General features: G+C 74.4%; 34 protein-coding genes and 1 other RNA gene. 16 read left to right on the top strand and 19 right to left on the bottom strand.

Annotated elements, in window-relative coordinates; genetic code table 11:
* The first annotated feature begins 293 nt into the window (after positions 1 to 293).
* A complete protein-coding gene (locus LN037_RS32950; RefSeq protein WP_255695019.1) occupies positions 294 to 419 on the top strand; it encodes a hypothetical protein in 126 nt (41 codons plus the stop codon).
* A gap of 60 nt (positions 420 to 479) precedes the next feature.
* Here the strand turns inward: LN037_RS32950 and tenA are convergent, their stop codons facing one another.
* From tenA to LN037_RS26695, 5 genes are read right to left on the bottom strand one after another with little or no spacing between them, the layout of a single operon-like run.
* A complete protein-coding gene (tenA, locus tag LN037_RS26715; protein ID WP_230759198.1) occupies positions 480 to 1,130 on the bottom strand; it encodes a thiaminase II in 651 nt (216 codons plus the stop codon).
* A gap of 4 nt (positions 1,131 to 1,134) precedes the next feature.
* Positions 1,135 to 1,440: a YciI family protein gene (locus tag LN037_RS26710; RefSeq protein ID WP_230759197.1), complete on the bottom strand. Its 306-nt coding sequence runs from the start codon at positions 1,438 to 1,440 to the stop codon at positions 1,135 to 1,137.
* Positions 1,437 to 1,949: an SRPBCC domain-containing protein gene (locus tag LN037_RS26705; protein WP_230759196.1), complete on the bottom strand. Its 513-nt coding sequence runs from the start codon at positions 1,947 to 1,949 to the stop codon at positions 1,437 to 1,439. The genes LN037_RS26710 and LN037_RS26705 overlap by 4 nt, the downstream gene beginning before the upstream one ends.
* On the bottom strand, positions 1,946 to 2,308 hold the full coding sequence (locus LN037_RS26700; RefSeq protein WP_230759194.1) for an ArsR/SmtB family transcription factor: 363 nt from the start codon (positions 2,306 to 2,308) through the stop codon (positions 1,946 to 1,948). The genes LN037_RS26705 and LN037_RS26700 overlap by 4 nt, the downstream gene beginning before the upstream one ends.
* On the bottom strand, positions 2,305 to 2,661 hold the full coding sequence (locus tag LN037_RS26695) for a VOC family protein (protein ID WP_230759192.1): 357 nt from the start codon (positions 2,659 to 2,661) through the stop codon (positions 2,305 to 2,307). The genes LN037_RS26700 and LN037_RS26695 overlap by 4 nt, the downstream gene beginning before the upstream one ends.
* 87 nt (positions 2,662 to 2,748) lie before the next feature.
* Here LN037_RS26695 and LN037_RS26690 point away from each other — a divergent pair, with 87 nt between their 5' ends.
* Positions 2,749 to 3,681: a cobalamin biosynthesis protein gene (locus LN037_RS26690; protein WP_372460541.1), complete on the top strand. Its 933-nt coding sequence runs from the start codon at positions 2,749 to 2,751 to the stop codon at positions 3,679 to 3,681.
* Positions 3,682 to 3,745: 64 nt separating this feature from the next.
* On the opposite strand, the gene LN037_RS26685 is transcribed toward LN037_RS26690, so the two are convergent.
* Genes LN037_RS26685 through LN037_RS26675 form a run of 3 tightly spaced genes read right to left on the bottom strand, consistent with a single transcriptional unit; the run spans position 3,746 to position 5,834 of the window.
* Positions 3,746 to 4,555, bottom strand: a complete 810-nt coding sequence (locus LN037_RS26685; RefSeq protein WP_230759189.1) for an SURF1 family cytochrome oxidase biogenesis protein — start codon at positions 4,553 to 4,555, stop codon at positions 3,746 to 3,748.
* 23 nt (positions 4,556 to 4,578) lie between these two features.
* Positions 4,579 to 5,376, bottom strand: coding sequence for a fructosamine kinase family protein (locus LN037_RS26680; RefSeq protein ID WP_230759187.1), 798 nt, complete (start codon positions 5,374 to 5,376; stop codon positions 4,579 to 4,581).
* On the bottom strand, positions 5,373 to 5,834 hold the full coding sequence (locus LN037_RS26675) for a low molecular weight protein-tyrosine-phosphatase (protein WP_308286198.1): 462 nt from the start codon (positions 5,832 to 5,834) through the stop codon (positions 5,373 to 5,375). Before LN037_RS26675 ends, LN037_RS26680 begins: the two co-directional genes overlap by 4 nt.
* Before the next feature lie 50 nt (positions 5,835 to 5,884).
* Between LN037_RS26675 and LN037_RS26670 the strand changes: the two genes are divergently transcribed.
* The 4 genes from LN037_RS26670 to LN037_RS26655 are packed head-to-tail and all read left to right on the top strand — an operon-like array spanning position 5,885 to position 8,872.
* On the top strand, positions 5,885 to 6,712 hold the full coding sequence (locus tag LN037_RS26670; RefSeq protein WP_230759183.1) for a Nif3-like dinuclear metal center hexameric protein: 828 nt from the start codon (positions 5,885 to 5,887) through the stop codon (positions 6,710 to 6,712).
* Complete coding sequence (locus tag LN037_RS26665; RefSeq protein ID WP_230759181.1) at positions 6,709 to 7,437, top strand: zinc ribbon domain-containing protein; 729 nt, start codon at positions 6,709 to 6,711, stop codon at positions 7,435 to 7,437. The genes LN037_RS26670 and LN037_RS26665 overlap by 4 nt, the downstream gene beginning before the upstream one ends.
* A complete protein-coding gene (locus LN037_RS26660; protein ID WP_308286197.1) occupies positions 7,434 to 8,093 on the top strand; it encodes a histidine phosphatase family protein in 660 nt (219 codons plus the stop codon). Before LN037_RS26665 ends, LN037_RS26660 begins: the two co-directional genes overlap by 4 nt.
* On the top strand, positions 8,090 to 8,872 hold the full coding sequence (locus LN037_RS26655; protein ID WP_230759179.1) for an SAM-dependent methyltransferase: 783 nt from the start codon (positions 8,090 to 8,092) through the stop codon (positions 8,870 to 8,872). The genes LN037_RS26660 and LN037_RS26655 overlap by 4 nt, the downstream gene beginning before the upstream one ends.
* Here LN037_RS26655 and LN037_RS26650 read toward each other — a convergent pair.
* Positions 8,869 to 10,098, bottom strand: a complete 1,230-nt coding sequence (locus LN037_RS26650; RefSeq protein WP_230759177.1) for an SLC13 family permease — start codon at positions 10,096 to 10,098, stop codon at positions 8,869 to 8,871. The two genes, LN037_RS26655 and LN037_RS26650, sit on opposite strands and share 4 nt — an antisense overlap.
* Positions 10,095 to 10,895, bottom strand: coding sequence for a sulfite exporter TauE/SafE family protein (locus tag LN037_RS26645; RefSeq protein ID WP_230759175.1), 801 nt, complete (start codon positions 10,893 to 10,895; stop codon positions 10,095 to 10,097). The genes LN037_RS26650 and LN037_RS26645 overlap by 4 nt, the downstream gene beginning before the upstream one ends.
* Before the next feature lie 377 nt (positions 10,896 to 11,272).
* Here LN037_RS26645 and rnpB point away from each other — a divergent pair.
* From rnpB to LN037_RS26630, 3 genes are all read left to right on the top strand, one after another.
* An RNA gene (gene rnpB, locus LN037_RS26640) (RNase P RNA component class A) lies at positions 11,273 to 11,675 on the top strand.
* Positions 11,676 to 11,762: 87 nt separating this feature from the next.
* Positions 11,763 to 12,215 carry a VOC family protein gene (locus LN037_RS26635; protein WP_230759173.1) on the top strand — a complete coding sequence of 151 codons (453 nt, stop codon included), beginning with the start codon at positions 11,763 to 11,765 and terminating at the stop codon, positions 12,213 to 12,215.
* A gap of 22 nt (positions 12,216 to 12,237) precedes the next feature.
* Positions 12,238 to 12,768 carry a dihydrofolate reductase family protein gene (locus LN037_RS26630; RefSeq protein WP_230759171.1) on the top strand — a complete coding sequence of 177 codons (531 nt, stop codon included), beginning with the start codon at positions 12,238 to 12,240 and terminating at the stop codon, positions 12,766 to 12,768.
* Between the two features lie 5 nt (positions 12,769 to 12,773).
* Here LN037_RS26630 and LN037_RS26625 read toward each other — a convergent pair whose 3' ends face one another.
* Positions 12,774 to 13,124: a VOC family protein gene (locus LN037_RS26625; protein ID WP_230759168.1), complete on the bottom strand. Its 351-nt coding sequence runs from the start codon at positions 13,122 to 13,124 to the stop codon at positions 12,774 to 12,776.
* Between the two features lie 99 nt (positions 13,125 to 13,223).
* Between LN037_RS26625 and LN037_RS26620 the strand changes: the two genes are divergently transcribed.
* A complete protein-coding gene (locus tag LN037_RS26620; protein WP_230759166.1) occupies positions 13,224 to 13,565 on the top strand; it encodes a VOC family protein in 342 nt (113 codons plus the stop codon).
* Position 13,566: 1 nt separating this feature from the next.
* Here the strand turns inward: LN037_RS26620 and LN037_RS26615 are convergent, their stop codons facing one another.
* Positions 13,567 to 14,310 carry an OBAP family protein gene (locus LN037_RS26615; protein WP_230759164.1) on the bottom strand — a complete coding sequence of 248 codons (744 nt, stop codon included), beginning with the start codon at positions 14,308 to 14,310 and terminating at the stop codon, positions 13,567 to 13,569.
* Positions 14,311 to 14,461: 151 nt separating this feature from the next.
* Between LN037_RS26615 and LN037_RS26610 the strand changes: the two genes are divergently transcribed.
* Positions 14,462 to 14,632, top strand: coding sequence for a CsbD family protein (locus LN037_RS26610; protein ID WP_230759162.1), 171 nt, complete (start codon positions 14,462 to 14,464; stop codon positions 14,630 to 14,632).
* A 7-nt stretch (positions 14,633 to 14,639) separates the two neighbouring features.
* Here the strand turns inward: LN037_RS26610 and LN037_RS26605 are convergent, their stop codons facing one another.
* Positions 14,640 to 15,608 (bottom strand): aldo/keto reductase, encoded by a 969-nt coding sequence (locus LN037_RS26605; RefSeq protein ID WP_230759160.1) that lies wholly within the window; start codon positions 15,606 to 15,608, stop codon positions 14,640 to 14,642.
* Positions 15,609 to 15,742: 134 nt separating this feature from the next.
* Here LN037_RS26605 and LN037_RS26600 point away from each other — a divergent pair, with 134 nt between their 5' ends.
* The 4 genes from LN037_RS26600 (at position 15,743) to LN037_RS26585 (ending at position 18,546) form a co-directional block, all read left to right on the top strand.
* Positions 15,743 to 16,231 (top strand): Hsp20/alpha crystallin family protein, encoded by a 489-nt coding sequence (locus tag LN037_RS26600; RefSeq protein WP_230759159.1) that lies wholly within the window; start codon positions 15,743 to 15,745, stop codon positions 16,229 to 16,231.
* 175 nt (positions 16,232 to 16,406) lie between these two features.
* Entirely contained in the window at positions 16,407 to 16,796 is a 390-nt protein-coding gene (locus LN037_RS26595) for a helix-turn-helix domain-containing protein (RefSeq protein WP_230759158.1), read from the top strand.
* Positions 16,797 to 17,042: 246 nt separating this feature from the next.
* Positions 17,043 to 17,825, top strand: a complete 783-nt coding sequence (locus LN037_RS26590; RefSeq protein WP_230759157.1) for a polysaccharide deacetylase family protein — start codon at positions 17,043 to 17,045, stop codon at positions 17,823 to 17,825.
* Between the two features lie 82 nt (positions 17,826 to 17,907).
* A complete protein-coding gene (locus LN037_RS26585) occupies positions 17,908 to 18,546 on the top strand; it encodes a biliverdin-producing heme oxygenase (RefSeq protein WP_230759156.1) in 639 nt (212 codons plus the stop codon).
* 26 nt (positions 18,547 to 18,572) lie between these two features.
* Here the strand turns inward: LN037_RS26585 and LN037_RS26580 are convergent, their stop codons facing one another.
* The 5 genes from LN037_RS26580 to LN037_RS26560 all read right to left on the bottom strand — a co-directional run bounded on the left by LN037_RS26580 (position 18,573) and on the right by LN037_RS26560 (position 22,664).
* Positions 18,573 to 19,349, bottom strand: a complete 777-nt coding sequence (locus LN037_RS26580; RefSeq protein WP_230759155.1) for an SDR family NAD(P)-dependent oxidoreductase — start codon at positions 19,347 to 19,349, stop codon at positions 18,573 to 18,575.
* Between the two features lie 37 nt (positions 19,350 to 19,386).
* Complete coding sequence (locus LN037_RS26575) at positions 19,387 to 19,554, bottom strand: hypothetical protein (protein ID WP_230759154.1); 168 nt, start codon at positions 19,552 to 19,554, stop codon at positions 19,387 to 19,389.
* Positions 19,551 to 20,780 (bottom strand): Rieske 2Fe-2S domain-containing protein, encoded by a 1,230-nt coding sequence (locus tag LN037_RS26570; protein WP_230759153.1) that lies wholly within the window; start codon positions 20,778 to 20,780, stop codon positions 19,551 to 19,553. The genes LN037_RS26575 and LN037_RS26570 overlap by 4 nt, the downstream gene beginning before the upstream one ends.
* 64 nt (positions 20,781 to 20,844) lie before the next feature.
* Positions 20,845 to 21,846 (bottom strand): patatin-like phospholipase family protein, encoded by a 1,002-nt coding sequence (locus tag LN037_RS26565; RefSeq protein WP_230759151.1) that lies wholly within the window; start codon positions 21,844 to 21,846, stop codon positions 20,845 to 20,847.
* Entirely contained in the window at positions 21,831 to 22,664 is an 834-nt protein-coding gene (locus LN037_RS26560) for a putative protein N(5)-glutamine methyltransferase (RefSeq protein WP_230759149.1), read from the bottom strand. The genes LN037_RS26565 and LN037_RS26560 overlap by 16 nt, the downstream gene beginning before the upstream one ends.
* A gap of 7 nt (positions 22,665 to 22,671) precedes the next feature.
* Here LN037_RS26560 and LN037_RS26555 point away from each other — a divergent pair, with 7 nt between their 5' ends.
* Positions 22,672 to 23,850: an alpha-hydroxy-acid oxidizing protein gene (locus LN037_RS26555; protein WP_230759147.1), complete on the top strand. Its 1,179-nt coding sequence runs from the start codon at positions 22,672 to 22,674 to the stop codon at positions 23,848 to 23,850.
* A 62-nt stretch (positions 23,851 to 23,912) separates the two neighbouring features.
* On the opposite strand, the gene LN037_RS26550 is transcribed toward LN037_RS26555, so the two are convergent.
* Positions 23,913 to 24,359 carry a DUF6918 family protein gene (locus LN037_RS26550; RefSeq protein ID WP_230759146.1) on the bottom strand — a complete coding sequence of 149 codons (447 nt, stop codon included), beginning with the start codon at positions 24,357 to 24,359 and terminating at the stop codon, positions 23,913 to 23,915.
* Positions 24,360 to 24,442 lie beyond the last annotated feature (83 nt).

Genomic DNA, 24,442 nt, shown 5'->3' with positions numbered 1-24,442 from the left:
GCGTGTCGCGCCACTGGTTCGAACCATTAACCATGCGCCCACGCCGAGAAACCCGCAGGCCGGTTATCGGATGAATGTCCGAATTGCCTGCTTTGCTTGCGAAACTGTTGCCCGAAGCGTGACACGAGACACGGCGATCCACCCGTCGGACGATGGAACACGCCCCGAGATCGACGCGTCATACGGGGTGGATGCAGCCAGCATCCGAGGTTCGCAAGCGCCGTCCCTCCGGCCGGGTCATCCGGACCCGATCCCCGGACGTGGCGCGTGCACGTGGTGAGGAGGAGCCACCCGTGGCTGCTGTGTTCGTGTCGATGGTCGTCGTTGCCGGTGCAGGATTCGGAGTGGCCTCGAGCCTCGCCGCGTACGCGCACCGCAACTGGCGGCGCACCCCGGCGACGGCACTCGTCGAGGCCTGATCGCATCGTTGCGCGACGGCGGGTCCCCTCCCCGGGGGCCCGCCGTCGTCGTGTCCGGGGCTAGACCGGCCAGCGCTCCTGGCGCCAGGCCGCGTCCCAGAACATCCACTCGTAGCGCGAGGTCGCCCGGTAGTGCGCGAGCACCCGGCCCCGCTCGGCCGGCCCGAGCTCGGCGGCCACCCGGTCCATGACGCCGACCGCCGCGTCGACCACCGCCTGGAACTCGTCCCCGCCGTACATCGCGATCCAGCGTGCGTAGAGCGGATCGGGCGAGGACTCGGCGAGCAGGGCCTCGCCGACCCGGGCGTAGATCCAGTAGCAGGGCAGCACCGCGCCGAGGCCCTCGGCGAAGGAGCCGCCGTGCACCGTGGCGAGCAGGTAGCTCGTGTACGCGAGCGTGGTCGGCCCGGTGGGCGCGTCCCGGTCGATCGCCAGGGCCTCGGAGAGCTCGGCGTGCATCTCCTGCTCCGCGGCGATCGCCCCGGCGGCGTGCTGGGCGAACAGCGTGGTGTCGTCCTCGGTCGGTGCCCGCGCGGCGAGGACCGCGAGGGCCCGGGCGTAGCCGCGCAGGTAGTGGCTGTCCTGCGTGACGAAGTGGCCGAACGCCGCGTGCGGGAGCGTCCCGTCGGTCAGGCCGGTGAGGAAGGGGTGGGCGCGCACGGCGTCGTAGACGTCGGCGGCCGAGTCCCAGAGCTCGTCGCTGAAACGCACCCGGTCAGCGTGTCACGTCCGGCCGCAGGGTCGGGTCGATCATGGGGTGCATCTCGCCGCGGCAGACCCCGCGGGCGACGGCCGGGTCCTCGTCCCGGATCCGCTCGGCGTCCGCGGCGGCGTCGGTCTCGACCACCGCGAGGCCCCAGAACCCGGCCGGGTCGGCGACCGGGCCGAACAGAATTGCGGTGCCGCGGTCGACGAGGCCGTGCCAGTACGTGGCGTGCTCGGCCATGACCGCGCCCTCGTCGGGCGTCATGTCCTGCGCGAACGTCGGGCGGGGCGCGACGAGGCGGTAGGCGTGGATCATCGGTGCTCCTCGGGGGTGGTCTGCTCGACGGCGGCGGTGAGCCGGCCGAGGATCGTGGTCCAGCCGCGGGTGAAGCCGCCGCCGACGTAGCCGCCGGGCGTGGCGCAGTCGCGGGCGAGCTGCTCCTCGGACAGGGACTCCCAACCGCGGTGCTCCACGGTGACCCGCGTCAGGGCGGGGGCGAGCGCGGCGAAGGTCAGCTCGACCTCGGTCGGCGCCGGGGTCGGGGTCCAGCTCATGACGAGGCGGTGCGGCGGCTCCCAGGCGAGCAGTCGGCCCCACTCGACCTCGGTGCCGTCGTGCCAGGTCTCGAACACGCGCCCGTCGACGCGGGGCTCGACGGTGACCTCGTCCACCCGCTCCTTGCCCGCCGAGTAGGGCTGCAGCGGCCACCAGGTCCCGATCGTGTCGACGAAGACGCGGAAGGTGTGGTCGGCGGAGCTGCGCACGAGCGTCGACCGGCGGATCGGCGGGCGTCGCAGCGGCAGCACCCGGGCGGTGTCGGTCATGCGGTCTCCTCGGTCGCGCCGTCGGTCCTGCCCGTCCCCGCGTCCGCCTCGACCAGGCGGCGGGCGGTGTCGAGCGCGGAGTCCCACAGATCGTCGAGCAGGTCACGCAGCCCCGCCAGCCCCTCCGGGCGCGCCCGGTAGAGCCGCCGGGTCGCCTCCCGGCGCTCGTGCAGGAGCCCGGCCTCCTTGAGGACGGTGAGGTGCTGGCTGACCGCGGTCCGGGACACGTCGAACGCGGCGGCGATCTCGCCGGCCGCCAGTTCGTCGTGGGCGACGAGCTGCAGGATCGCCCGGCGGCGGGGCTCGGCGAGCGCCCGGAGGGCGGCGTCGGCGGGATCGCCGGGGTCGGTGGTGCTCACGCCCACAGCCCGACGGGGTTGCCGTCCGGGTCGGCGAGCACCGCGATGCGCCCGTAGTCGCCCGGCAGGTCCATCGGCTCGGCGAGCCGCGCGCCGCCCAGCTCGGCCGCCCGCGCGAGCGTGCCCTCGAGGTCGTCGACCCGGACGTAGAACTTCACCCCCGTGTCGCCGGGGACCTGCGACGGCCCGATACCGCCGGTCACGGCGTCGTCGCCCGCGCCGGTGTCGACCATCGCGTAGCCCTCCATCGTCGGGTCCTCGTCGATCGTCCAGGCGAACAGGTCGCCGTAGAAGCGCTGCGCGCGGCGGTGGTCGTCGCTCACGACCTCGAAGAATGCGACCGGACGTCCCATCGTGGCCTCCTTGTGTCGGTGGACGCTGACGTTAGTCGATACGAACGTCAGCGTCTACTGACATTTGCGTCTGCGATCATGGCGGCCATGCGTGCACGGGCCCTCGGGCTGCTCCTCGGCGTCGCGGCCGACGCGGTGTTCGGCGATCCGCGTCGCGGACACCCGGTGGCGCTGTTCGGCTCGGCGGCCGGGCGTCTCGAGCGCGCCTGGTGGGCCGACTCGCGGCCGCGGGGCGCGGCGTACTGCTCCGTCCTGGTGGGCGGGGTCGTCGGCGGCGGGGTGGTCGCGGAGCGGGCGGTCGCGCGGTCGTGGTCCGGGCGGGTGCTGCTCACCGCGGCCGCCACGTGGGTGGTGCTCGGCGGCCGGTCGCTCGCGGGGGAGGGGTCGGCGCTCGCGGCCGAGCTCACCGCCGACGACCTCACCGCCGCCCGCCGCCGCCTGCCCTCGTTGTGCGGGCGCGACCCGTCCTCGCTCGACGCCGACGGCCTGGCCCGGGCGGCCCTGGAGTCGGTCGCGGAGAACACTTCCGACGCCGTCGTCGCGCCGCTGGTGTGGGGTGCGGTCGCGGGCGTCCCGGGGCTGCTGGGGTACCGGGCGGCGAACACGCTCGACGCGATGGTCGGGCACCTCTCCGCGCGCCACCGCCGCTTCGGGTGGGCGAGCGCGCGCGTGGACGACGTCCTCAACGGCGTCCCCGCCCGGCTCGCCGCGTTCCTGACGGCGGGTGCGGCGCCGGCGGTCGGGGGCCGTCCGGCCCGGGCGCTCGCGGCCTGGCGCGCCGACGCCGCCCGGCACCCGAGCCCGAACGCGGGGCCGGTCGAGGCGGCCTTCGCCGGCGCGCTGGGACGCCGGCTCGGCGGGCGGACCGTGTACCCCTACGGGGTGCAGGAGCGCCCGACGCTCGGGTCGGGGCCGGCTCCGGGCGTCGCCGACCTGGCGCGGGCGGTGCGGTTGTCGCGCGTGGTCACCGGGGCGTCGGCGGTCGTGGCCGCGGGGGTGGCGGCGGTCGTCCCCGCGTGACGGGACGGCGTCGATCCCGGCGTCCGACGCCGACCACCACGCTCTGCTGCCGAGCCGGAGGGGCTCAGCGGCCGTAGCGGTCCGCGAGCACGTCGGCGGTCGTCCGCGGGGTGGGCTCGGGAGCCGACGCGGACCCGTCGTCGGGAACGGACTCCTGTTCCCGGCGCGTGCGGTACTCGAGCCGCACGAAGTAGACCCAGCCGCCGATCGCCATGACCCCGAAGATCAGCCACTGCCAGGCGTAGGAGTACGACGGGTTCGGGTCGGGCGGGGGCAGCGGCACCGCAGTGAGCGTGCCGGGCTGGTCGGGCAGCAGCTGCAGGTAGCCGGGGCTGACCGGCAGCCCGAGCACCGGACCGATCTGCGCCGCGTCGATCGCGTAGAACTGCCGGAAGCCCGCCTGCTCGATGGGGGCGCGGTCGGTCGCCGTCTCGTCGGGGCGCTGGTAGGCGACGAGCGAGACCACGCCGCCCGGGGGCGGGGCGATCGGCGGCAGGACCGTGCCGGCGGGGCGCACGTAGCCGCGGTCGACGAGGAGGGTCTCGCCGTCCGTCGTCCGGAACGGCGTCAGCACCTCGCTCGCGGCGCTCCCGTCGACCGAGCGGAGGCGGGCCAGGACCTCCCCGTCCTGGTAGGAGCCGGTGACGACGACCTGGCGCCACGCGGCCGCGGCGTCCGGCTCGGCGCCGCGGGGGACCAGCTCCCCGCGCGGGACCGGAGCGGTCGACACGGCCCGGACGAGGGCGGCGTTCTCGCCGTCCCGCTCGTCGCTGCGGTGGAACTGCCAGGGGGCGAGCAGGTAGTAGCACCCGAACGCGAACCCGGCGACCGCCAACGTCAGGGCGATCCACCCGGGCCGGAGGAGGAAGCGCACCCCCTCAGTATGCCGCCGGGGCGTCAGGTCACCGCTCGGAGCGCGGCGTCGCCGTACCCGCCGCCGAAGAGCGCGGCGTGCACGAGCAGCGGGAAGAGCTGGTGCAGCCCGACGCGGTAGCGCCACCCGTCGGCGAGCGGTGCGGCCTCGTCGTACGCGGCGAGCACGGTGTCGAGGTGGGGGCAGCCGAACAGCGCGAGCATGGCGAGGTCGGTCTCGCGGTGCCCGCCGTGCGCGGCCGGGTCGATCAGCCACGCGCGGTCGGACCACAGCACGTTCCCGCTCCACAGGTCGCCGTGCAGACGCGCGGGCGGTTCCGCGGGGCCGGGGTCGGTGGTCGCGCCCTCGATGCGGGCGGCCGCCGACGCCGACAGCGCGCCCCGGTCGACGGCGGTGCGCAGGTAGGGCTGCACCCGGTCGGCGAGGTACCAGTCGAGCCAGGACCCGTCGGGCCCGTCGTGCGGCTCGTTGCGCATCGGGGCCTCCCCGATCCACGCGTCGGCCGGACCGCCCGGCGGCGGCGCCCCGAACGCGGGCGCCCCGGCCGCGTGCAGGGCGGCGAGCTCCCGGCCGAAGGCCTCCGCGGCGGGCCGCGACGCCGGGCCGGCGGGCACGAGGGTCGTCACGAGGACGGCCTCGTCGGCGTCGAGCACCTCGGGCACCGCGACGACGCCGGGCTCGGCCAGCCACCGCAGGCCCGCCGCCTCGGCGGCCACGTCGCCGCGTTTGACCACGACCTCGCGCCCGTCGTCGAGCGTGCAGACCTCGACCGATCCCAGCGAGCGGGTCGAGACCACCGTCCGGCCGAGGACCTCCGTCATGCTCGCTCCTGCGCCCACGCCACGATCCCGGGCGCCGCGGCCTCGATCATCGCGAGGACCTCGTCGAAGCCCTCGTCGCCGCCGTAGTAGGGGTCGGGCACCTCGGCGCCGTCCGGGGCGCCCGGGTCGAAGGAGCGCAGCAGCCGGACCCGCTCCGGGTTCGCGCCGGCGCGGCGCAGGTCGCGGGCGTGATCGGCGGTCGCCGCGAGCAGCAGGTCGGCGCCGAGCGTGCCGTCGGCGACCTGACGGGCCACGTGGTCGGTGGCGTACCCGTGCCCGGCCAGGGTCGCCGCGGCCCGCCGGTCCATCGGCTCGCCGACGTGCCAGGGGCCGATCCCGACGCTGGAGACCGCGACCCGGTCGGCGAGCCCGGCGTCGGCGAGGGCGGCGCGCAGCACCTGCTCGGCCATCGGGGAGCGGCAGATGTTGCCCGTGCAGACGGTCACGAGGGAGAGCACGGGGCCGATCATCCCGACCGCCGCCGGTGTGCACCACAATGGCGCCCGCCATGCCTTGTCTCGCCGACGCCGTCGCCGCCCTCGAGTCCGCCTACCCGCCCGCGCTCGCCCAGGACTGGGACGCCGTGGGCCTGGTCTGCGGCGACCCGACGGAGCCGGTCTCGCGTGTCCACCTCGCGGTCGACCCGACCGCGGGGGTCGTCGAGGAGGCGATCGCCGCGGGCGCGCAGCTGCTGGTGACGCACCACCCGCTGCTGCTGCGCGGCGTCCACGGGGTCCCGGCCGACGAGCCCAAGGGCTCCCTGGTCCACCGCCTGATCCGCGCCGGCGTCGGGCTGTTCGCCGCCCACACCAACGCCGACGCCGCCGAGCCCGGCGTGTCGGACGCGCTGGCCGACGCCCTCGGGGTGCTCGTCGAGGGACCGCTCGACCCGACGACGATGATCGGCCGCATCGGTCGGCTGGCCGCCCCGGAGCCGTTCGAGGCTTTCGTCGCGCGGGTCGGCGCGGCCCTCCCGACGACGGCGTGGGGCGTCCGCGGCGCCGGGGACCCGGCCCGCACCATCGGCCGGGTCGCCGTGTCCGGCGGAGCGGGCGACTCGATGCTGCACCTCGCGCGGGCCGCCGGGGTCGACGCCTACGTCACCGCCGACCTGCGCCACCACCCCGCCGACGAGCACCTCCGCCTCCCCGGGGCGCCCGCGCTCGTCGACGTCGCGCACTGGGCCTCGGAGCACCCGTGGTGCGACCAGGCGGCCGACGTGCTGCGCCGCGCCCTGCCCGGGCTCACGGTCACGGTCTCGACACTGCGCACCGACCCCTGGACGCTCGGCGGACACCCCGCCGCACCCCCCGCCGTCGTGAAGGAGGGCCCGTGAAGGCCGACCCCAGCGCCCAGCGCCGCCTGCTCGACCTGGCGGCCGTCGACGCCGAGCTCTCCCGCGCCGAGCACCGGCGGCGCACCCTGCCCGAGCAGGCGGCCGTCGAGGAGGCCGAGCGCACCCTGCGCGCGGCGCAGGACGCGGTCGTCGTCGCCCAGACCGCGCTCTCCGACCTCGACCGGGACGTGGCGAAGCTCGACCGCGAGGTCGAGCAGGTCCGCACCCGCGAGACCCGCGACCAGCAGCTGCTCGAGAATGGGTCGGTCTCGGCGAAGCAGGCGAGCGACCTGCAGCACGAGCTGCAGTCCCTGGAGCGCCGCCGGGCGGTGCTGGAGGAGGAGCAGCTCGAGGTGATGGAGCGCCAGGAGGCCGCGGGCGTGAACCTCCAGCACGAGACCGAGGCGCACGCCGGCGCCCGGACCGCGCTGGCCGACGCCGTCGAGCGCCGCGACGGCGTCCTCGGCGACATCGGCACCGTCGAGGTCCGCCGCGGCGAGGAGCGCACGAACCTGCTGAAGGAGCTCCCCGAGGACCTCGTCGCGCTCTACGACAAGCTCCGGGCCCGCGGCGGGGCCGGCGCGGGCGAGCTCGTCGGGAACCGCTGCGGGGCGTGCCGCCTGGAGATGGACCGCAGCGAGTTGCGGGAGATCCAGGGCGCGGCGCCCGACGACGTCGTGCGCTGCGAGAACTGCGGGGCGATCGTCGTGCGGACCGGGAAGTGACCGGTAACGCGGCCGGGGCCTGGACCGGGCGCGGGACGGCGGTCCCGACGCGGATCGTGCTGCTGCGCCACGGCCAGTCCCCGCTCTCGGTGGAGCGGCGCTACTCCGGGCGCGGCAATCCCGAGCTGACCGAGCTCGGGCGCGCCCAGGCCGCGGCGGCCGCCTCGGCGGTCGCGGAGCGCTACCCGGAGGCGGCCGCGGTGCTCAGCTCGCCGCTCGCCCGGGCCTTCGCGACGGCGGGTGCGGTCGGCACGGCGCTCGGGCTGCCGGTGGAGGTCGACGACGGGTTCATCGAGACCGACTTCGGGACCTGGGAGGGCCTGACGTTCCGCGAGGCGGCCGAGCAGGACCCGGACGTGCACGCCGCCTGGCTCGCCGACCCGTCGCTGGCGCCGCCGCAGGGGGAGTCGTTCGCCGACGTGGAGACCCGCGTGGCGGCGGCGCTGCAGGGGGTGCTCGCGCGGCACGCGGGGTCGACGGTGGTTCTGGTCAGCCACGTGACGCCGATCAAGACCGTACTCAAGCTGGCCCTCGACGCGGGTCCGTCGCTGCTCTTCCGGCTGCACCTGGACCTGGCCTGCCTCTCGGTCGTCGACTTCTGGTCCGACGGCGGGGCGAGCGTGCGGCTGGTCAACGAGACGTCGTACCTGCCGTGACCGGCCCGGACGTGCCCGAGGGGGTCGACGTCGAGCGCGCGAACGTCGCCCGCATGTACGACTACTGGCTCGGCGGCGCGCACAACTTCGCCGTCGACCGCGTCCACGCCGACCGGATCGAGGCCTCGAACCGGACGGCCCGGCACGCGGCGCGGTCGAACCGGGCGTTCCTGCGGCACGTCGTGCGGTGGTGCGTGGCGCGGGGGATCGACCAGTTCCTGGACCTCGGGTCGGGGGTGCCGACCGTCGGGAACGTGCACGAGATCGCGGGCGACGCGCGGGTGGCGTACGTCGACCACGAGGCGGTGGCGGTGGCGCACTCCCGCTCGATCCTGGTCGACGTCGACCGCGCGACGATCACGCAGGCCGACCTGGCCGACGCCGACGCCGTGCTCGGCGCGCCCGGCGTGGCGGACCTGCTCGACTTCTCCCGGCCGGTCGCGGTCCTCGCGGTCGCGGTGCTGCACTACGTGCCGGGTGACCTCACGGCGCTGCTCGCGCCCTACCGGGACCGGCTCGTGTCCGGCGGTGCGCTGGCGATCAGCCACGTCAGCGACGAGCAGGACGACCCCGACCTGAGCGCCCGGGTCCGTGCCGCCGCCGAGGTGTTCCGCAGCAGCGCCGACCCGGTGACCCTGCGCTCGCGCGCGGAGCTCGCGTCCCCCTTCGACGGGTTGGCGGTCGCCGAGCCGGGGATGGTCGACGTGGTCGACTGGCCGGACGCGCGACCCGGCGTCGAGAAGGTGGGCATGTACGGGGTGTGCGCGGCGCGGGCCTAGAGGCCCAGGACGTCCGCCCCGACCCAGAGGGCACACACGCCCAGCGCCAGCCCGGCCGGCGTCGTGACCAGGCCCGCGACGGTGAACCGCCGCAGCGACGGCTCGACGCCCTCCGCGAGCATCACGCGGCGCCACAGCAGGGTCGCGAGCGACCCGACGTAGGTCAGGTTCGGGCCCACCCCGACCCCGATGAGCATCGCCAGCACGACGACGGGTGCGGGCGTCGGCCCCAGCGCGGCCAGCAGCAGGAGCGTGGCCGGCAGGTTGTTCACCACGTTGGCGAGGACCGCGGCGATCCCGGCCACGGCGAGCAGCCCGACGAGCCCGCTGCCCAGGCCGCCGACGAGGTCCCCGAGCAGGCCGGACAGGCCCTGCCGCCCGACCGCGGCGACCACGATCCCGAGCGCCAGCACGAACAGGCAGAAGAGCGGGCTCGCGGCCCCGACCAGGGTCGTCGCGGTGGTCCGCCGGGTCGCGAGCGACCGGGCGCCCAGCACCACCACCCCGCCGACCGCGACCCACACCGGCTCCACCCCGAGCGGCGACGCGACGCCGAAGCCGACGAGGGTCAGGGCGAGGACCACGAGGGCGAACCGCGGGACGGCGACCGGCGCCGCCTCGTCGTCGGGAACGGTGTCGGGGCGCAGGTCGCGACGGAAGACCCACCGCAGCCCGACGTACTCGACGAGCAGGACGGCGAGCCACGGCAGCGCCATGAGCGCGGCGAAGCGCAGGAAGGACAGGTCGGTCGCGCCGACGGCGAGCAGGTTGGTCAGGTTCGACACGGGCAGCAGCAGCGACGCGGAGTTCGCCAGGTGGGCGCAGGCGTACGCGGCCGGCGCCGCGGCGACCCGTAGTCGCTTCGCCGCCCGCACGACGACGGGCGTGAGCAGCACGACGGTCGCGTCCAGGCTCAGGACCGCGGTGGTGACGGCCGCGATGACGAAGACCCGGCCGAACAGTCCCTCGCGCCGCAGCAGCGACCCGGCCCAGGTGAAGACGCCCTCGGCGTCCGCGAGGTGGGAGAGGACGAGGACGGCGGCGAGGAACCCGACGGTGGGGCCGAGTCGCACGATCTCGTCCCGGGCGGCGTCGGGGGAGAGCAGGCCGATCCCGACGACGAGCGCCGCGGCCGGGACCGCGGCGGTGGCCTCGGGGAGCCCCCGCGGGCGCGCGACCGCGACGACGAGGACCGCGACGAGCAGGCCGACCGCGAGTGCGGTCATCCCTTCACGAACAGGTAGATCGCCACCGCGATGCCGAGGACCACGACCGACCAGCGCAGCACCGCGTCCGGCATCCGCTTCGCGACGAGGATGCCGAGGTAGCCGCCGACCAGTGTGCTGGGGGCGAGCAGGAGGACCGCGAACCAGTTCACCGGGGCGAACAACGCGAAGATGACGACGGTGGCCGACGCCGTGACCAGCGACAGGAGCACCTTCAGGGCGTTCAGCCGCTGGAGGGAGTCGTTCACCAGCAGCGAGAGCACCGCGATGAGGATGACCCCGAGCGCCCCGCCGAAGTAGCCGCCGTAGACGCAGGCGACGAACACGACCGGGAGCAGGACGGCCCAGCGCTGGTCGGGCACCGGCTCGTGGGCGGTGCCCAGGCGTTCCCGACGACGCCGGGCCGCGGCGGCGCCGGCCCGCTTGAGCTGCGGCTGGAAGCCCAGGGTGAGGCTCGCGAGCAGCACCAGCACCGGCACGACCGCGTCGAACACCGACGCGGGGAGCACCAGGAGCAGGGTGCAGCCGACCGCCGAGCCGACGACCGCGACGAGCGAGGTGAGGACCGCCCGGCGGCGTTGCCCGCCGAGGTCGTCGCGCGCGCTGATCGTCGACCCCGCGTAGCCCGGCCACTGCGCGACCGAGTTCGTGACGTTCGCCTGCAGCGGCGGCAGCCCGACCGCCAGCAGGATCGGGAACACGATCAGCGACCCGCCGCCCGCGACCGCGTTGACCGCGCCCGCCAGCAGGCCGAGCACGACGAGCAGCACGATCTGCAGCACGGACGGGTCGGTCACGGGCCGGGACGGTAGCGGGGCCGCGTGGTGGCGGCGCAGCGAGCGGTTGCGCGCGTCCGGTTCGGGCGGTTCTGCGCTGGTGCCGCATGTCAGCAGGCCGGGTTCGGGCGGTTCGGGTGGCGGGCGGGTGTCAGCGGTGGCACACGGCTGACGTCAGATGTGCGCACGGCGCCACGCTCGTGCCGCCCGGCAGGGCGTCGGGGCGCGCTCCTCGCCGGTCGTCGCGGCACCTGGTCCGCGCCCGCCGCCTTGTCGCGGGCTCCTGCGCTGCGGCCGGTGCCCTGTCGCGGTGACTCACAACGACAAGGCGGCCAGGCCGCGACGGGAGACCGCGACAGGGCAAGCGGCCGGGCGTCGGTAGACTCGGGCGCGGCGGACGAGCCGGCCGGGCGGCCGCGTCGGGGGCCCACGAGGTCCCCGTCGAGGAAAGTCCGGACTCCACAGGGCAGGGTGGTTGCCAACAGCAACCCGGGGTGACCCGCGGGACAGTGCCACAGAGAACAGACCGCCACCGAGTAACTCGGTGGTGAGGGTGAAACGGTGGTGTAAGAGACCACCAGCGTCCTGGGTGACCAGGACGGCTCGGTAAACCCCACCCGGAGCAAGGTCAAGAAGACGGATTCCGGTCCGTCGCGCAGGTCGTCCGAGGGCTGCCCGCCCGAGACCTGCGGGTAGACCGCTGGAGCCCGTCGGCGACGACGGGCCGAGATGGATGGTCGCCGCCCACGGAACCGCGAGGCGCCGTGGGCACAGGATCCGGCTTACAGGCCGACTCGTCCGCCGCCACACGTCCCGTGCGCGGAGCCTGTCGAGAATCCGCTCGCGGCTCCGTCCCGGGGTCGTACCGCGACCTCGGGAGGACGGACCATGACCCACGTACGGCGCTTCGACCACGTCGGCCTCACCGTGAGCGACCTGGAGACGGCCACCGCCTTCTTCGTCGCCCTCGGCCTCGAGGTCGAGGGCACCGGGTCGGTGCAGGGCGAGTTCGTGGAGACCGTGTGCGCGGTCCCCGGCGCGCACTGCGAGATCGCGGTGCTGCGTCCGCCCGACGGCGGGTGCCGGCTGGAGCTCTCGAGCTTCGTCGAGCCCGAGCACACCCCCGGATCGCCGCACGCGCTCGCCACCGAGCTCGGCCTGCGCAACGTGTCGTTCGAGGTGGCCGACCTCGACGTCGTCCTCGGCGAGCTGGCCGCCGACGGCTACGGGCTCGTCGGTGGCGTCGGCGACTGGGAGGGCAGCGTGCGGATGGCCTACGTGCGCGGGCCGGACGGGATCGTCGTGTCCCTGTTCGAGCAGACGGGCGCTACCGGGTCCTGAAGAGCGACGCTAGGGTCCTGAAATGCGACCGCTGCGCTACTCGATCAACGTCACGCTCGACGGCTGCGTGGACCACCGTGTCGGGGTGCCGAGCGACGAGCTGCACGAGCACGCCGCGGCGACCATCGCGCGGGCCGACGCACTGATCTTCGGCCGGACGACGTACGAGCTGATGGCGTTCTGGCGTGACCCGTCCGTCGCCGCCGAGACGTTCGCCCGCGCGATCGGGCCGGCGCGCAAGTACGTCGTCTCGACCACGCTCGACGACGTCGACTGGAACGCCGAGATCGTGCGCCCCGCGGATCTCGAGGCCACCGTCCGGCGGCTGAAGGACGAGCCCGGCGAGGGCCTGTACACCGGCGGCGTGCAGCTCCCGCTGGCGCTGGCGGACCTGGGCCTGATCGACGAGTACGAGTTCGTGGTGCATCCGCGGCTGGCGGGGCACGGCCCGACGTTGTTCGCGGGGCTGCACGAGCTCATGGACCTCGAGCTCGTCGGCCGCCGCGACTTCGACGGGGGAGTGGTGGCGTCGACGTACGTGCCGCGGCGCTGAGTCGGTCAGTGGCCCTCCGCGATGCAGAACTCGTTGCCCTCGGGATCGGCGAGCGTGGTCCAGTCGAGACCCGGGACCTCCCCGACGTGCTCGGCCAGCACGCGGGCGCCCAGGCCCACGACGCGAGCCGTCTCGCCCACCCGGTCGTCGGTCGTGAGGTCCGGGTGCACCCGGTTCTTCCCCGCCCGGCCCTCGGGCACCCGCTGGAAACCCAGGGCGGCCCCCTCGGCGGGCGCGATCATCACGAACTCCCCGTAGTCCGCCGTGACCTCCGCGCCGAGCACCCCGCACCAGAACGTCGCCAGCTCCTGCGGGTCCGCGCAGTCGACCGTCACCATGCCCATCGTCAGTCCCATGCCGCGCAGGCTAGGGACGGGGTCCGACAGTCTCCCCGTCACACGTCCCGGCCGCACCGGGTCAGCACCACGAGGACACCGTCTCCCGAGGAGGACACCATGACGAACCAGGGCATCCGCACCGTGCTGCACCCCGTGAGCGACCTGGAGAAGGCCAAGCCGCTCTACACCGCGCTGCTGGGCGCCGGGCCGACCGCGAACTCGCCGTACTACGTCGGCTACGACGTCGCGGGCCAGCACATCGGGCTCGTCCCGAACAGCGGCATGACCGGCCCGGTCGCCTACTGGCACGTCGACGACATCGAGGCGACGCTCGCCGACCTGACCGCCGCCGGGGCCGTCGTCACCCAGCCCGTGAAGGACGTCGGCGGGGGCCGGCTCACGGCCACCGTCACCGACGCCGACGGCAACGTGCTCGGGCTGCTCTCGGACCCGCGGTAGCTCAGGGCCGCCGGAAGTCGAACGGCATCTCCTCGAGCCGCGTCTGCACGGTGCTGCCCGACTCCCAGGCGTTCGCCCCGGGCTCGACGTGCGGGGTGGGGATGCCGGACCGCTTCTGCTGACGGTCCGAGGCCGACACCTCGAGGCGGCGGTCCCGCGCGCGGACCGCCGCCTCGTCGGCCTGGCCCTCCGCGGTGAACGCCATCATCAGCTGGGGGATGCCGTAGGGGAAGTCGTCGCGGTCGTACTGCCAGGTGTGGAAGGTCTTGCCGTACGTCGTCACGAGGTCCTCGAAGTAGGTGCGCTCCGCGATCTCGGGGATGCCCGGTGCGACGAGGACGCCGGACTTCACCTCGTGGTGGTGGCTGTGCCAGAGCCGCTTCTCGTCCTCGGGCAGGGCGCGGAAGCGCTCGGCGCTGACGATGTACTCGATGCCGATCAGGCGGGCGTCGGCGGCGTTGCGGTCGAAGATCACGCACTGGTGCAGGTCGTGCTGCAGGTGGATGCAGAAGTGCGAGGCCTCGACCTGGCGGCCCATGTCGTCGGCGTACATGTGGAAGCCGTTGAGGTAGGTGCTCATCGCGTCGACCGGGTACTTCTGCTGCATCACCCCCGACGCCGCGTCGAGCACCCGGTGCTTCCACGGGTGCCCCGACCCGATCGCGGCGCTGCCCGCCACCTTGCGTCCCAGGGCGACGCCCGCCGCAGCGGCCGCTCCGAGTCCGAACCATCCCGCGCGCGACATGGCGGGAGGTGCCCGAGGTCCTCGCGGACCGAAACGCCGCGGGGCGGACGCCGGAGCGCGGCCGGCGCACCCGGACCAGGGCGCTCGGGCACCCGTCGTCCTACCGTCGGGTACCGGTGCGCCGCGCCGCCGGGGATGGTCCCGTCGGGACATGGCAGTCGACGACACGGCGAAGAACCGCTCCCAGCAGGTCAAGGGCAAGGCGAAGGAACAGCTCGGCAAGGCGACGGGGAACAAGGAGCTGGAGCGCAGCGGCCAGGCCGACATGGTGAAGGGCGAGGTGAAGGAGCGCGGGTCGAAGATCCGCGACGCCTTCTCGTAGACCCCGCCTACCGCTCGATCAACCGCATCTGCGACGCGGAGTGGTGGCCCCCGACGGCGGGCGTGGCCGCGTCGAGGCGCGCGAGCTGCTCGTCGGTCAGCGTCACCGCGTCCGCGCCCACGTTCTCCTCCAGGCGCGACACGCGCTTGGTGCCGGGGATCGGCACGATGTCCGACCCCTTCGACAGCACCCACGCGAGCGCGGTCTGGGCCGGCGTGCACCCGGCGTCGTCGGCCACCGCGCGCACCTCGTCGGCCGCGGCCAGGTTGGCGCGGAAGTTCTCCTCGGCGAAGCGCGGGTTGGTGCGGCGCATGTCGTCGTCGTCGAAGTCGGCGACCGACCGGATCGTGCCGGTGAGGAACCCGCGGCCCAGCGGTGAGTAGGCGACCAGCCCGATCCCCAGCTCGCGCAGCACCGGCAGCACCTCGTCCTGCTCCCGGGTCCACAGCGAGTACTCCGACTGCAGCGCCGTGATCGGGTGCGTGGCGTGGGCGCGGCGGATCGTGTCGACCCACGCCTCGGACAGGCCCAGGTGGCGGACCTTCCCGGCCGAGACCAGCTCCGCGGCCGCCCCGATCGTCTCCTCGATCGGCGTCTGCGGGTCGACCCGGTGCTGGTAGAGCAGGTCGATGTGGTCGACGCCGAGGCGGCGCAGCGACCCCTCCACGGCCCGGCGCAGGCTCTCCGGCGAGGAGTCGGCACCCTCGCGGCCGGTGTGCGAGATCATCCCGTACTTGGTCGCGAGCACGGCGCGGTCCCGCCGTCCCGCGAGGGCGCGACCGACCAGCTCCTCGTTCTCGTACGGCCCGTAGACCTCGGCGGTGTCGATCAGCGTGACCTCGAGCTCGAGGGCCCGGTGGACGGTGCGGATCGACTCCTCGTCGTCCTGGCCGGCACCGGAGTACCCGTGCGACATGCCCATGGCGCCCAGGCCGATGCGGCCCACCTCGAGGTCACCCAGCTTCGCGATCTGCATGCCGACGGATTGCCCCGCCCGACCCCCGACGAATACCTGCGGCACGGGCTTGACGAAAACTGCATGCCGACCTATAACTATCGGTGTCAGTCAGCTGGAGATGGCAGTGCGGCTCAGAAAGGGGATGACCGATCGTGCTGCTGAACTACGACCCCGTGGACGCCTTCCGTTCCCTCGACCGTCTCACCGGATGGCGCGGACAGCCCGGCACCGGCATGCCGATGGACCTCTACCGCGCGGGTGACCACGTCGTCGCCACCTTCGACGTCCCCGGCGTCGACCCGGGCTCGATCGACATCAGCGTCGAGGGCCAGACCCTGACGGTGCGTGCCGAGCGCACGGCACCGGCCGACGCCGGCGAGTGGCTCGTCGCGGAACGCCCGCGCGGGCGCTACAGCCGACAGTTGACCCTCGGGCGCGACCTCGACGTCGACCGGTTGCACGCCTCCTACGTCGACGGGGTGCTGTCCCTGACGATCCCGGTGGCCGAACGGGCCAAGCCGCGTCGGATCGCGGTCGAGCACGCGGGCGCGCCGCGTTCCATCGACGCCGACCGCCCCGACCGCCCCGACGGTGCCGACCGCGCCGACCACGGCGCGGAGGCCGGAGCGGCGGCCTCCTGATCCCCCGGAACCGTGCCACGACCAGGGAGGTGGTGCCCTCGTCCCGTGAACCGATGATCATCACCGAACCACCATGACCATGTCCGGGACCGGGCGGGGCGGGTGCACGACGACCCGCCCCGTCCGGCGTGTGCACGTCCGGGCGGGAGAGCCGTCCGCGGGGCAGGATCACCCCGTGGCGCTCGACCGGCTCGACGATCCCGACCACCCCACCTTCGGGATGGGGCAGGCCGCGGACCTCCTCGGTGTCCCGGCCGCGTTCCTGCGCAGTCTGGACGCCTCGGGGCTGATCAGCCCTGCCCGCTCCGAGGGCGGGCACCGTCGCTACTCCCGCAACCAGCTCGACCGCGTCGCCGCCCTGCGCGCCCTCGCCGACGACGGGCACACGCTCGCCAGTGCCGCCGAGATCCTCGCCCTGCGGGCCTCGCTCGACGCCGCCCGCGACGAGCGCGACGAGGCCCGCGACGAGCGGGACGAGGCCCGCCGGGAGCGTGACGACGCCGTGCGCCAGCGCGACTCCGCGCGCGAGGAGCGGGACGAGGCCCGTCGGGCCGGCCCCGAGTAGGCGCCGGGCCGCCCTGTCGAGGAGGTCCCGTGGCCACGCGGTGGGTGCGGTCCGACCACCTCCCGCGGCCCGCGGTCACGGCGCCGAGGCCCCGAACCGTCCCTCGAGTCGACATCGAGGGTTCTCGGCGCGTCGCGTGGACGTGAGCGACGGCCCCCCTATCGTGTGGCCCCTGTTACCCATGTGACGGATGGGGTGAACGTGGCGTTGCTGACTCGACGACAGCGGGTCATCCTCCGGCAGATCGTGCGGCCTCCGTACGTCTACCGGTGGGCGGGCCTCCTCACGATCGTGGGCCTGTTCGCCGGGGTCGCGACGGTCGTCCTCGTCGACCGCGGACCCTCGGCGACCCTCGCGGCGGGACCCGTCGTCGAGCTGCCCGTCGCCACCGCACCCGCCGTCGTGCCGCTCCCGCCGGAACGTCCGGCGATCACCCCCACCCTGCTCACGACGACGGCCGGGACCGGGAAGGCGGTCGCGCTCACCTTCGACGACGGGCCCGACCCGGCGACGACGCCGCGGATCCTCGACCTGCTGGCGCAGCACGGGGCCCGGGCGACGTTCTGCATGGTCGGTCAGCAGGCCCAGGCGCACCCCGACCTGGTGCGGCGCGTGGTCGCCGAGGGCCACCGGCTGTGCAACCACACGATCACCCACGACGCCGGGATCGGCGCGCGACCGCCCGAGCTCATGAGCCGCCAGCTGCAGGCCAGCCGCGACGTGATCGCCCAGGTCTCCGGCGGGGCGGAGGTCGACTACTTCCGCGCGCCCCAGGGGAAGTGGTCGCCGGCCCTGGTGCGGATGTCCGCGACGGACGGCATGCGGGCCCTCGGCTGGGACGTCGACCCGCTCGACTGGACCACCCCCGGCACCGACGCGATCGTCACCCGGGTCCAGCAGCGGGTGCACCCGGGTGCGGTGGTGCTCCTGCACGACGGCGGGGGCCCGCGCGCCCAGACCGTCGCCGCGGTCGAGGCCCTCCTGCCGTGGCTGACCGACCACGGGTACTCGTTCGTGCTGCCGCGGTGAGTGCAGGTGAGGGTTCCCTCACCCGGTGATCGTGCCTAGGGTCGGTGACCGGCAGGGCCCGCACACCTCCCGGAGGCGCCGGATGTCCGAGACCGTCCCCTTCCACCAGACCGTGCGCCGATCGACCCTCGCCGTGCACGAGCGCGCGAACCACTCGCCGTTCATGGGCGCGCTCTTCGACGGGCGGCTGCGGGTCGCCGACTACGCCCGGCTCGTCGAGCAGTACTGGTTCGTGTACCAGGCGCTGGAGGCGGCGGGGGACCGGTTCGCGGACGACCCGGTGGCGGGCCCGTTCGTCACCGAGGAGCTGCGCCGGGTCCCGCGGCTCGCCGAGGACATCCGCTTCTACGGCCTCGACGAGCTCACGGCCCTGCCCGCCACCGAGCGGTACGTCGACGCCATCCAGGCCACCGACGGCTGGCCCGGCGGGTTCGTCGCGCACCACTACACCCGCTACCTCGGCGACATCGCCGGCGGCCAGGCCATTCGCGGACTGCTCCCGCGGGTCTACGGCGTGACCGGCGGCGGCACCGCCCTCTACGACTTCCGCGAGCTCGGCTCCACGCCCCGCTTCCGCGACCGCTACCGGGCGCTGCTCGACGACGCCCCCTGGGACGAGGCCGAGCGGGCGCGCGTGGTCGCGGAGGTCGAGCACGCCTTCGAGCTGAACATCGCGATGCTCACCGAGCTCTGGGGGACGACGGAGCTCACCGCCGCCTGAGCGGGCCGCCCCGGCCGTACCCGTCGTCAGGAAGGGCGGGCCATCGCGGCGTGCTTCTCGGCCTTCTCCACCTCGGTGAGCTGCTTGCCGTCCTCGACCTGCCGGCGGGTGGCGTCGTCGCCGCCGATGACGTGGTCGTCGCCGCGCATGAGCGCCTCGTAGCCCTGGCGGGCGACCTCGGCCTGGTCGTTCTTCCAGGAGTCGTCGCCGAAGACGGTGTCGTCCATGCCGGCCGAGTGGTGGAACTCGCTGTTCGTGGCGCCGGGGAGCAGGGCGGTGACGCTGATCCCGGACTCCCGCAGCTCCTCACGCAGCGACTCGGCGAAGGAGAAGCCGAACGCCTTGCTCGGGCCGTACACGGTCTCGTAGGGCGTCGGCTGCAGCGCGGAGATCGACGAGGTGACCAGGATGCGGCCTCGGCCCTGCGGCAGCATCGCGTGCACCACGCGCTTGGCCAGGTGCACGGTGCCGGTCACGTTGATCGCGATGAGCTCGAGCTCGGCGTCGAGGTCGGTGTCGGCGAACGCGCCGCCGATCCCGATCCCGACGTTGAGGCAGGCCACCTCGACGGGCCGGTCGAGGCCCGCCACGAACGACCAGAACTCCTCGACGCCCTCGCGGGTTCCCATGTCGACCTGGACGCCCCAGGCCTCGCCGCCGTGCCCGCGCAGGGCGGCCGCGGACCCGTGCACGCGGTCGGCGCGACCCGAGATCACGACGTCGTGGCCGTGCCGGGCGAGCTGCTGGGCGAGCTCGAAGCCGATGCCGGACGAACCGCCGGTGACGAAGGCGAGGGGTCTCATGCACGCGGGCGTTCCCGACGACGGGTCGGGGCACGCGTCAGTGCTCGGGTTCGTGACCGACGACCGTCGGGGCGAGCACGACCGACGACATCGTGGTGCACGTCGCGCACCACCCGAGGAAGTCGCGGTCCTGCGCGACCCAGAACTCCTGGACGAACGAGGCGCCGTCGCGCAGGTCGGCGCCGCACACCGGGCAGAAGTTCATGCGAGGGCGGGGTCGCCGAACAGGTCGAGGACCTCGTCGCGGATGGGGGAGAAGCGGATCGAGCTCTCCCGGCACCACATCGCCCGGAATTGCGCCGCCGGCCCGAACTTGTCCTTCTCCATAGGCAGGTCGATGACGTCGTGCGGCTCGCGGAACGTGCAGATCGGGTCCTCGCCCGCGGCGACCCGGGCCATCTGCTCACTGTAGAGCTTGCGAAGCAGGATGACGCCGAGGTCGGACTTCCCGAGGTGCTCGCGGGAGCGGTCGGAGATCCGGCCCTGCGTGATCCACGCGACGATGTCCTGGCCGTCGACGTAGTCGCGCAGCCACTCCCCGCGCTCGTCGACCAGGGGCACCTCGTAGGTGGGGATCGACGTCTGCGGCGGCGCCCCGCCGTCGGGACGGTAGGTCTGGTACCAGACGTGCCAGGTGGTCTCGTCGTCGATCGGGACGCGGATCTGGAAGGTCGCGAGCCCCGCGGCGCCGACGCGCAGCATGTGCGGGAAGACCAGCGGGTGCCCGACCTTCCAGTCGTCGTCCTCCTCGGTGTGGCCCTCGAGGACGCGGCGCTTGAGGATGCCGTGTTCGAACACCTCGAAGGCCACCTTGACGTGCTTCTTCGTCACGACCGGCAGCGGCGCGCCGCCGTCGAGCTCCCGGAGGAACGAGCCGTACCGGCCGTGCAGCCACTCCACGTGGTACGGGTCGACCGAGTTCTCCATGATCTGCAGGAAGTTGCACGGGAGCTCGGCATGGCCGATGTCGCGCCACGCGTCGTCCCAGACGAAGAGGTCGTACCGCGGCAGCTCCGGGGCCGGCAGCGGGCCGAGGTAGGCGAAGACGAGGCCACCGAGCTCCTGCACCGGGTAGGCCGTCGTGCGGATGCGCGCCGCGAAGGTGGAGTCGGCGGGCTCGCCCGGCTGCTCCAGGCACCGACCGTCGGCGTCGAAGACCCAGCCGTGGTAGCCGCACCGCAGCCCCGTCCGCTCGGTGCAGCCCAGCCACAGGGCCGCCCGCCGGTGCGGGCACTGCTCGGCGAGCAGGCCGACGGTGCCCGACCCGTCGCGGTAGAGCACGAGATCCTCGCCGAGCAGGCGGCGCTTCACGGGCACGCGGGTCGCCATGTCGTGCGTCGCGATCGGCCACCAGTAGCGGCGCAGCAGGTCTCCCATCGGCGTGCCCGGTCCGACCCGGGTGAGCCGTTCGTTCTTCTCCGGACTCAGCATGGGCGCGAGTGTCCGACCGTGCCGGACGCTCCGGGAGCGCGCGGTTCCGCGCCCGGGAACGTCGTCAGGCACCGCTCCCGACGGACGCCGACACCGCCTGCTCGACCTGGGCCCGGCCCACCGCCAGCGCCTCGCCGAGCAGCACCAGGTCGGTCGAGGTGCGCGAGACGGCGGGTGCGTCGCCGGGCGGCCGGACCTGCACCACCCGCTCGCCGAGCCCGTCCAGCACCGCCTCGGTGCGGGCGGCCTCGGCCACCCGCTCGCGCCAGGGGCCGAGGACGCCCGGCGCGTGGCGGCGCAGCCAGCGGCGCACGACCGCGTCGACCAGGCCCGGCGGTTCGGCCGGCACGTGCTCGGCGGCGTGGGTGCGCAGGACGACGAGGTGGGTGATCCCGGCCGCCAGCGCCGTGTGGACCGCGACCGGCTCGGCGAGGCCGCCGTCGACGAAGCGCCGGCCGTGGAGGGTCTGCGGCGGCCCGGCCAGGACCGGCAGGGTCGAACTCGCCCGGAGCGCCCGCGGGACGTCCCCGGGACCGGTGAGCAGGGGCCGCAGGTCCGTCGACGCACCGGTCACGGCGTCGGTCGCCATCGGGTGGAAGGGGCCGGCGAGCACGCGGTCGAACGGCATCGGGAACTCGTGGACGTAGACCTGCTCCACGAGGTGCGCCAGATCGACCACCGGCCCGCCGCGCAACAGCCGGCGCGGGCTGATCGTCCCGCGCATCACCGACCGGTCGACCCACGGCGCCATCGCCGCACGCGCCATCCCGGCCGTGAACCACGCCGCGTTCAGCGAGCCCGCCGACACGCCGTAGACCGCGTCGAAGCATCCGCCGAACCCCTGGTCCTCGAGCGCCGCGGCCATGCCCGCCGAGTACGTCGCGCGGCTCCCGCCGCCCTCGACGACCAGCGCGACCCTCGACCCGTCGTCGGGAACTCCGTCCGGACGATCCGCGGGTCGAGCTCCGGGTCGAGCTCCGCTCCGCTGCGTCTCCCGGCCCTCGGGTCGAGCTCCGCTCCGCTGCGTCTCCCGGCGACGGGCCAGCACGGTCAGCGCGTCGGCCATCGGCCCTCCACGGCGGTCGCGTCGTCGTCGGTGTGCACGGTGGCCGTCAGCCCGGCGTCGCGCACGGCGACGGCGAGCGCCGGCCCCTGGTGGGTGGCGCACTCCACGAGCAGCGCCCCGCGGGGGGCGAGCCAGTGCGGGGCGAGCGCGGCGATCCGGCGGGCGAGGGCGAGGCCGTCGGGGCCGCCGTCGAGCGTGGCGCGCGGTTCGTGCTCCCGGGCCTCGGGCGGCATCCGCGCGATCTCGTCGGTGGGCACGTACGGCGGAGAGGCGAGCAGGACGTCGACCCGTCCCCGCAGTTCGTCGGGCAGGGGCGCGTCCAGGTCGCCCGCGTGGACCCGGCCGGGGACGTTGCGGCGGGCGCACGCGACGGCGGCCGGATCGCGGTCGACGGCGTGGAGCTCGACCGACGGTGCGGCGCTGCTGTCACGGGGTGCAAGCAGTGACGCACTGCTGTCATCCGGCCCGACCGCCGCCGCGACCGCCGCCCCCAGCGCCCCCGTCCCGCAGCACAGGTCGACGACGACCGCTCCCGGACGCGACCGGGCGATCGCGAGGTCGACCAGCAGCTCGCTGCGGTGCCGCGGCACGAACACGCCCGGCGCCACCGCCACCCGCAGTCCGCGGAACTCCGCCCAGCCCAGGACGTGCTCGAGCGGCTCGCCCGCGATGCGGCGTCCGACCTGCTCGTCGTCGGCGTCGCGGAGCAGCTCCGCCTCCTCCTCGGCGAACACGCACCCGGCGGCGCGGAGCCGGGCCACCAGATCCACGGACCCACCGTAGGACGGGTGGTGGCCGGGCCCCGTCCGTGGTGGCATCTCCGGTGTGGCTCAGTACGGGGACTACCAGCTGGAGATCTACGGCGCGGGCCTCAAGGGGGTGCTGCCGCGCTGGCCGGTCGACTTCGCCGGACTCGAGGCCGCGGCCGCGGCCGCGCTGCCCGACTGGATCCTGAACTACGTCGCCGGCGGCTCGGGGGACGAGCGGACCCAGCGCGGCAACGCCGAGGCGTTCGGCTGGTGGGGGATCGTGCCGCGGATGATGCGGGGCGCCTACGAGCGCGACCTGACGACGTCGTTCTGCGGCGTCGACCTCCCGACGCCGCTGTTCTGCGCGCCCGTCGGCGTCATCGGCATCTGCTCGCAGGACTTCCACGGCGACCTCGCCGTCGCCCGCGCCTGCGCGCGCACCGGCGTGCCGATGGTGATGTCCACGCTGACCAACGACCCGCTGGAGGACGTCGCCGAGGCCCTCGGGGACACCCCCGGCTTCTTCCAGCTCTACACGCCGAAGGACCGCGACGTGGCGGTGTCGCTGATCCAGCGTGCCGAGAAGGCGGGCTTCCGCGGCCTCGTCGTCACCCTCGACACGTGGGTGACCGGCTGGCGCCCGCGGGACCTGAACACCGCGAACTTCCCGCAGCTGCGCGGGCACGTCCTCGCGAACTACTTCTCCGACCCGGCGTTCCGCGCGCTGCTCACCGACAGCCCCGAGGAGGACCCGCGGGCCGCGATCTCGCTGTGGTCGCGGCTGTTCGGCCACAGCGTCGGCTGGGACGACCTGACGTGGATGCGCGAGGCGACGGACCTGCCGATCCTGCTCAAGGGGATCAGCCATCCCGACGACGCGCGGCGCGCGGTCGAGCTCGGGGTCGACGGCGTCTACTGCTCGAACCACGGTGGCCGCCAGGCCAACGGCGGGCTCCCGGCGCTGGAGACCCTGCCCGACGTCGTCGAGGCGGCGGGCGATGTCCCGGTGCTGTTCGACTCCGGGGTGCGCAGCGGCGCCGACGTCGCGAAGGCCCTCGCGCTCGGGGCCACGGCCGTGGGTCTCGGCCGGCCCTACGCCTACGCGCTGGCGCTGGGCGGGGAGGACGGGGTGGTGCACCACCTGCGCTCGGTGCTCGCCGAGACCGACCTCGTCATGGCCGTCGACGGCTATCCGACGCTCGCCGACCTCCGGGCGCCCGGGTCGATCCGGCGGCTGCCGCACCGGGTGGCGTAGCCGCCATGTGAGCACTAAGGGTCGCTATAGCGACCCTTAGTGCTCACGTGAGCGAAGCTCACCTACGCGGCGTGCTTCTCCACGACGGCGCCGAGACGCGGCAGCGCCTCGATGACGTTCTCCTGCGCCTTGCCGCGCAGCTTCGAGTAGACCGACGTGATGGCCTGGCGGTTCGACTTCTCCGCGCGGCGGTCGGTGACGCCGAGCAGGGCCTCCGACACCGGCTGCGGGTGCGCGGCGAGGTAGGCGCCGAAGTCGCCCGTCGGGGCGGCCTGGTAGGCGGTCCAGTGCGGCTCGAGGGCCTCGACGAACTCGTCGAGCAGGGTGTCGATGACGCCCCAGATGATGCCCGGCTTGATCTTCTTGACGGCGGCGTACCCGGTCTTGATCACGCCGCCGGACAGGCCGCTCTTGTCCTTGACCTCGTCGTCGACGAGCGTCTCGAGGTCGGTGACGACGAAGCCGCGCTTGTCGGAGTCGAGCAGTGCTGCCTTGAGGGTGACGGCCACGGGCGGGTGTCCTTCCACGGGGGAGCAGGGCCGCGGTGACGGTACGACACCCGTTCGAGGGCCCCTCGAACACCCCGCCCCCC

This window comes from Actinomycetospora soli, from assembly GCF_021026295.1.
Classification (GTDB): Bacteria; Actinomycetota; Actinomycetes; order Mycobacteriales; family Pseudonocardiaceae; genus Actinomycetospora; species Actinomycetospora soli.
This window is presented reverse-complemented; position numbering and strand designations above follow the sequence as displayed.

Coding starts and splice junctions, on each gene's coding strand:
- LN037_RS26710 (WP_230759197.1), bottom strand. CDS start 1,440: ATGATCCACGCCTACCGCCTCGTCGCGCCCCGCCCGACGTTCGCGCAG.
- LN037_RS26705 (WP_230759196.1), bottom strand. CDS start 1,949: ATGACCGACACCGCCCGGGTGCTGCCGCTGCGACGCCCGCCGATCCGC.
- LN037_RS26695 (WP_230759192.1), bottom strand. CDS start 2,661: ATGGGACGTCCGGTCGCATTCTTCGAGGTCGTGAGCGACGACCACCGC.
- LN037_RS26690 (WP_372460541.1), top strand. CDS start 2,749: ATGCGTGCACGGGCCCTCGGGCTGCTCCTCGGCGTCGCGGCCGACGCG.
- LN037_RS26680 (WP_230759187.1), bottom strand. CDS start 5,376: ATGACGGAGGTCCTCGGCCGGACGGTGGTCTCGACCCGCTCGCTGGGA.
- LN037_RS26670 (WP_230759183.1), top strand. CDS start 5,885: ATGCCTTGTCTCGCCGACGCCGTCGCCGCCCTCGAGTCCGCCTACCCG.
- LN037_RS26650 (WP_230759177.1), bottom strand. CDS start 10,098: ATGACCGCACTCGCGGTCGGCCTGCTCGTCGCGGTCCTCGTCGTCGCG.
- LN037_RS26635 (WP_230759173.1), top strand. CDS start 11,763: ATGACCCACGTACGGCGCTTCGACCACGTCGGCCTCACCGTGAGCGAC.
- LN037_RS26630 (WP_230759171.1), top strand. CDS start 12,238: ATGCGACCGCTGCGCTACTCGATCAACGTCACGCTCGACGGCTGCGTG.
- LN037_RS26625 (WP_230759168.1), bottom strand. CDS start 13,124: ATGGGACTGACGATGGGCATGGTGACGGTCGACTGCGCGGACCCGCAG.
- LN037_RS26620 (WP_230759166.1), top strand. CDS start 13,224: ATGACGAACCAGGGCATCCGCACCGTGCTGCACCCCGTGAGCGACCTG.
- LN037_RS26615 (WP_230759164.1), bottom strand. CDS start 14,310: ATGTCGCGCGCGGGATGGTTCGGACTCGGAGCGGCCGCTGCGGCGGGC.
- LN037_RS26610 (WP_230759162.1), top strand. CDS start 14,462: ATGGCAGTCGACGACACGGCGAAGAACCGCTCCCAGCAGGTCAAGGGC.
- LN037_RS26605 (WP_230759160.1), bottom strand. CDS start 15,608: ATGCAGATCGCGAAGCTGGGTGACCTCGAGGTGGGCCGCATCGGCCTG.
- LN037_RS26585 (WP_230759156.1), top strand. CDS start 17,908: ATGTCCGAGACCGTCCCCTTCCACCAGACCGTGCGCCGATCGACCCTC.
- LN037_RS26580 (WP_230759155.1), bottom strand. CDS start 19,349: ATGAGACCCCTCGCCTTCGTCACCGGCGGTTCGTCCGGCATCGGCTTC.
- LN037_RS26575 (WP_230759154.1), bottom strand. CDS start 19,554: ATGAACTTCTGCCCGGTGTGCGGCGCCGACCTGCGCGACGGCGCCTCG.
- LN037_RS26570 (WP_230759153.1), bottom strand. CDS start 20,780: ATGCTGAGTCCGGAGAAGAACGAACGGCTCACCCGGGTCGGACCGGGC.
- LN037_RS26565 (WP_230759151.1), bottom strand. CDS start 21,846: ATGGCCGACGCGCTGACCGTGCTGGCCCGTCGCCGGGAGACGCAGCGG.
- LN037_RS26560 (WP_230759149.1), bottom strand. CDS start 22,664: ATGCCACCACGGACGGGGCCCGGCCACCACCCGTCCTACGGTGGGTCC.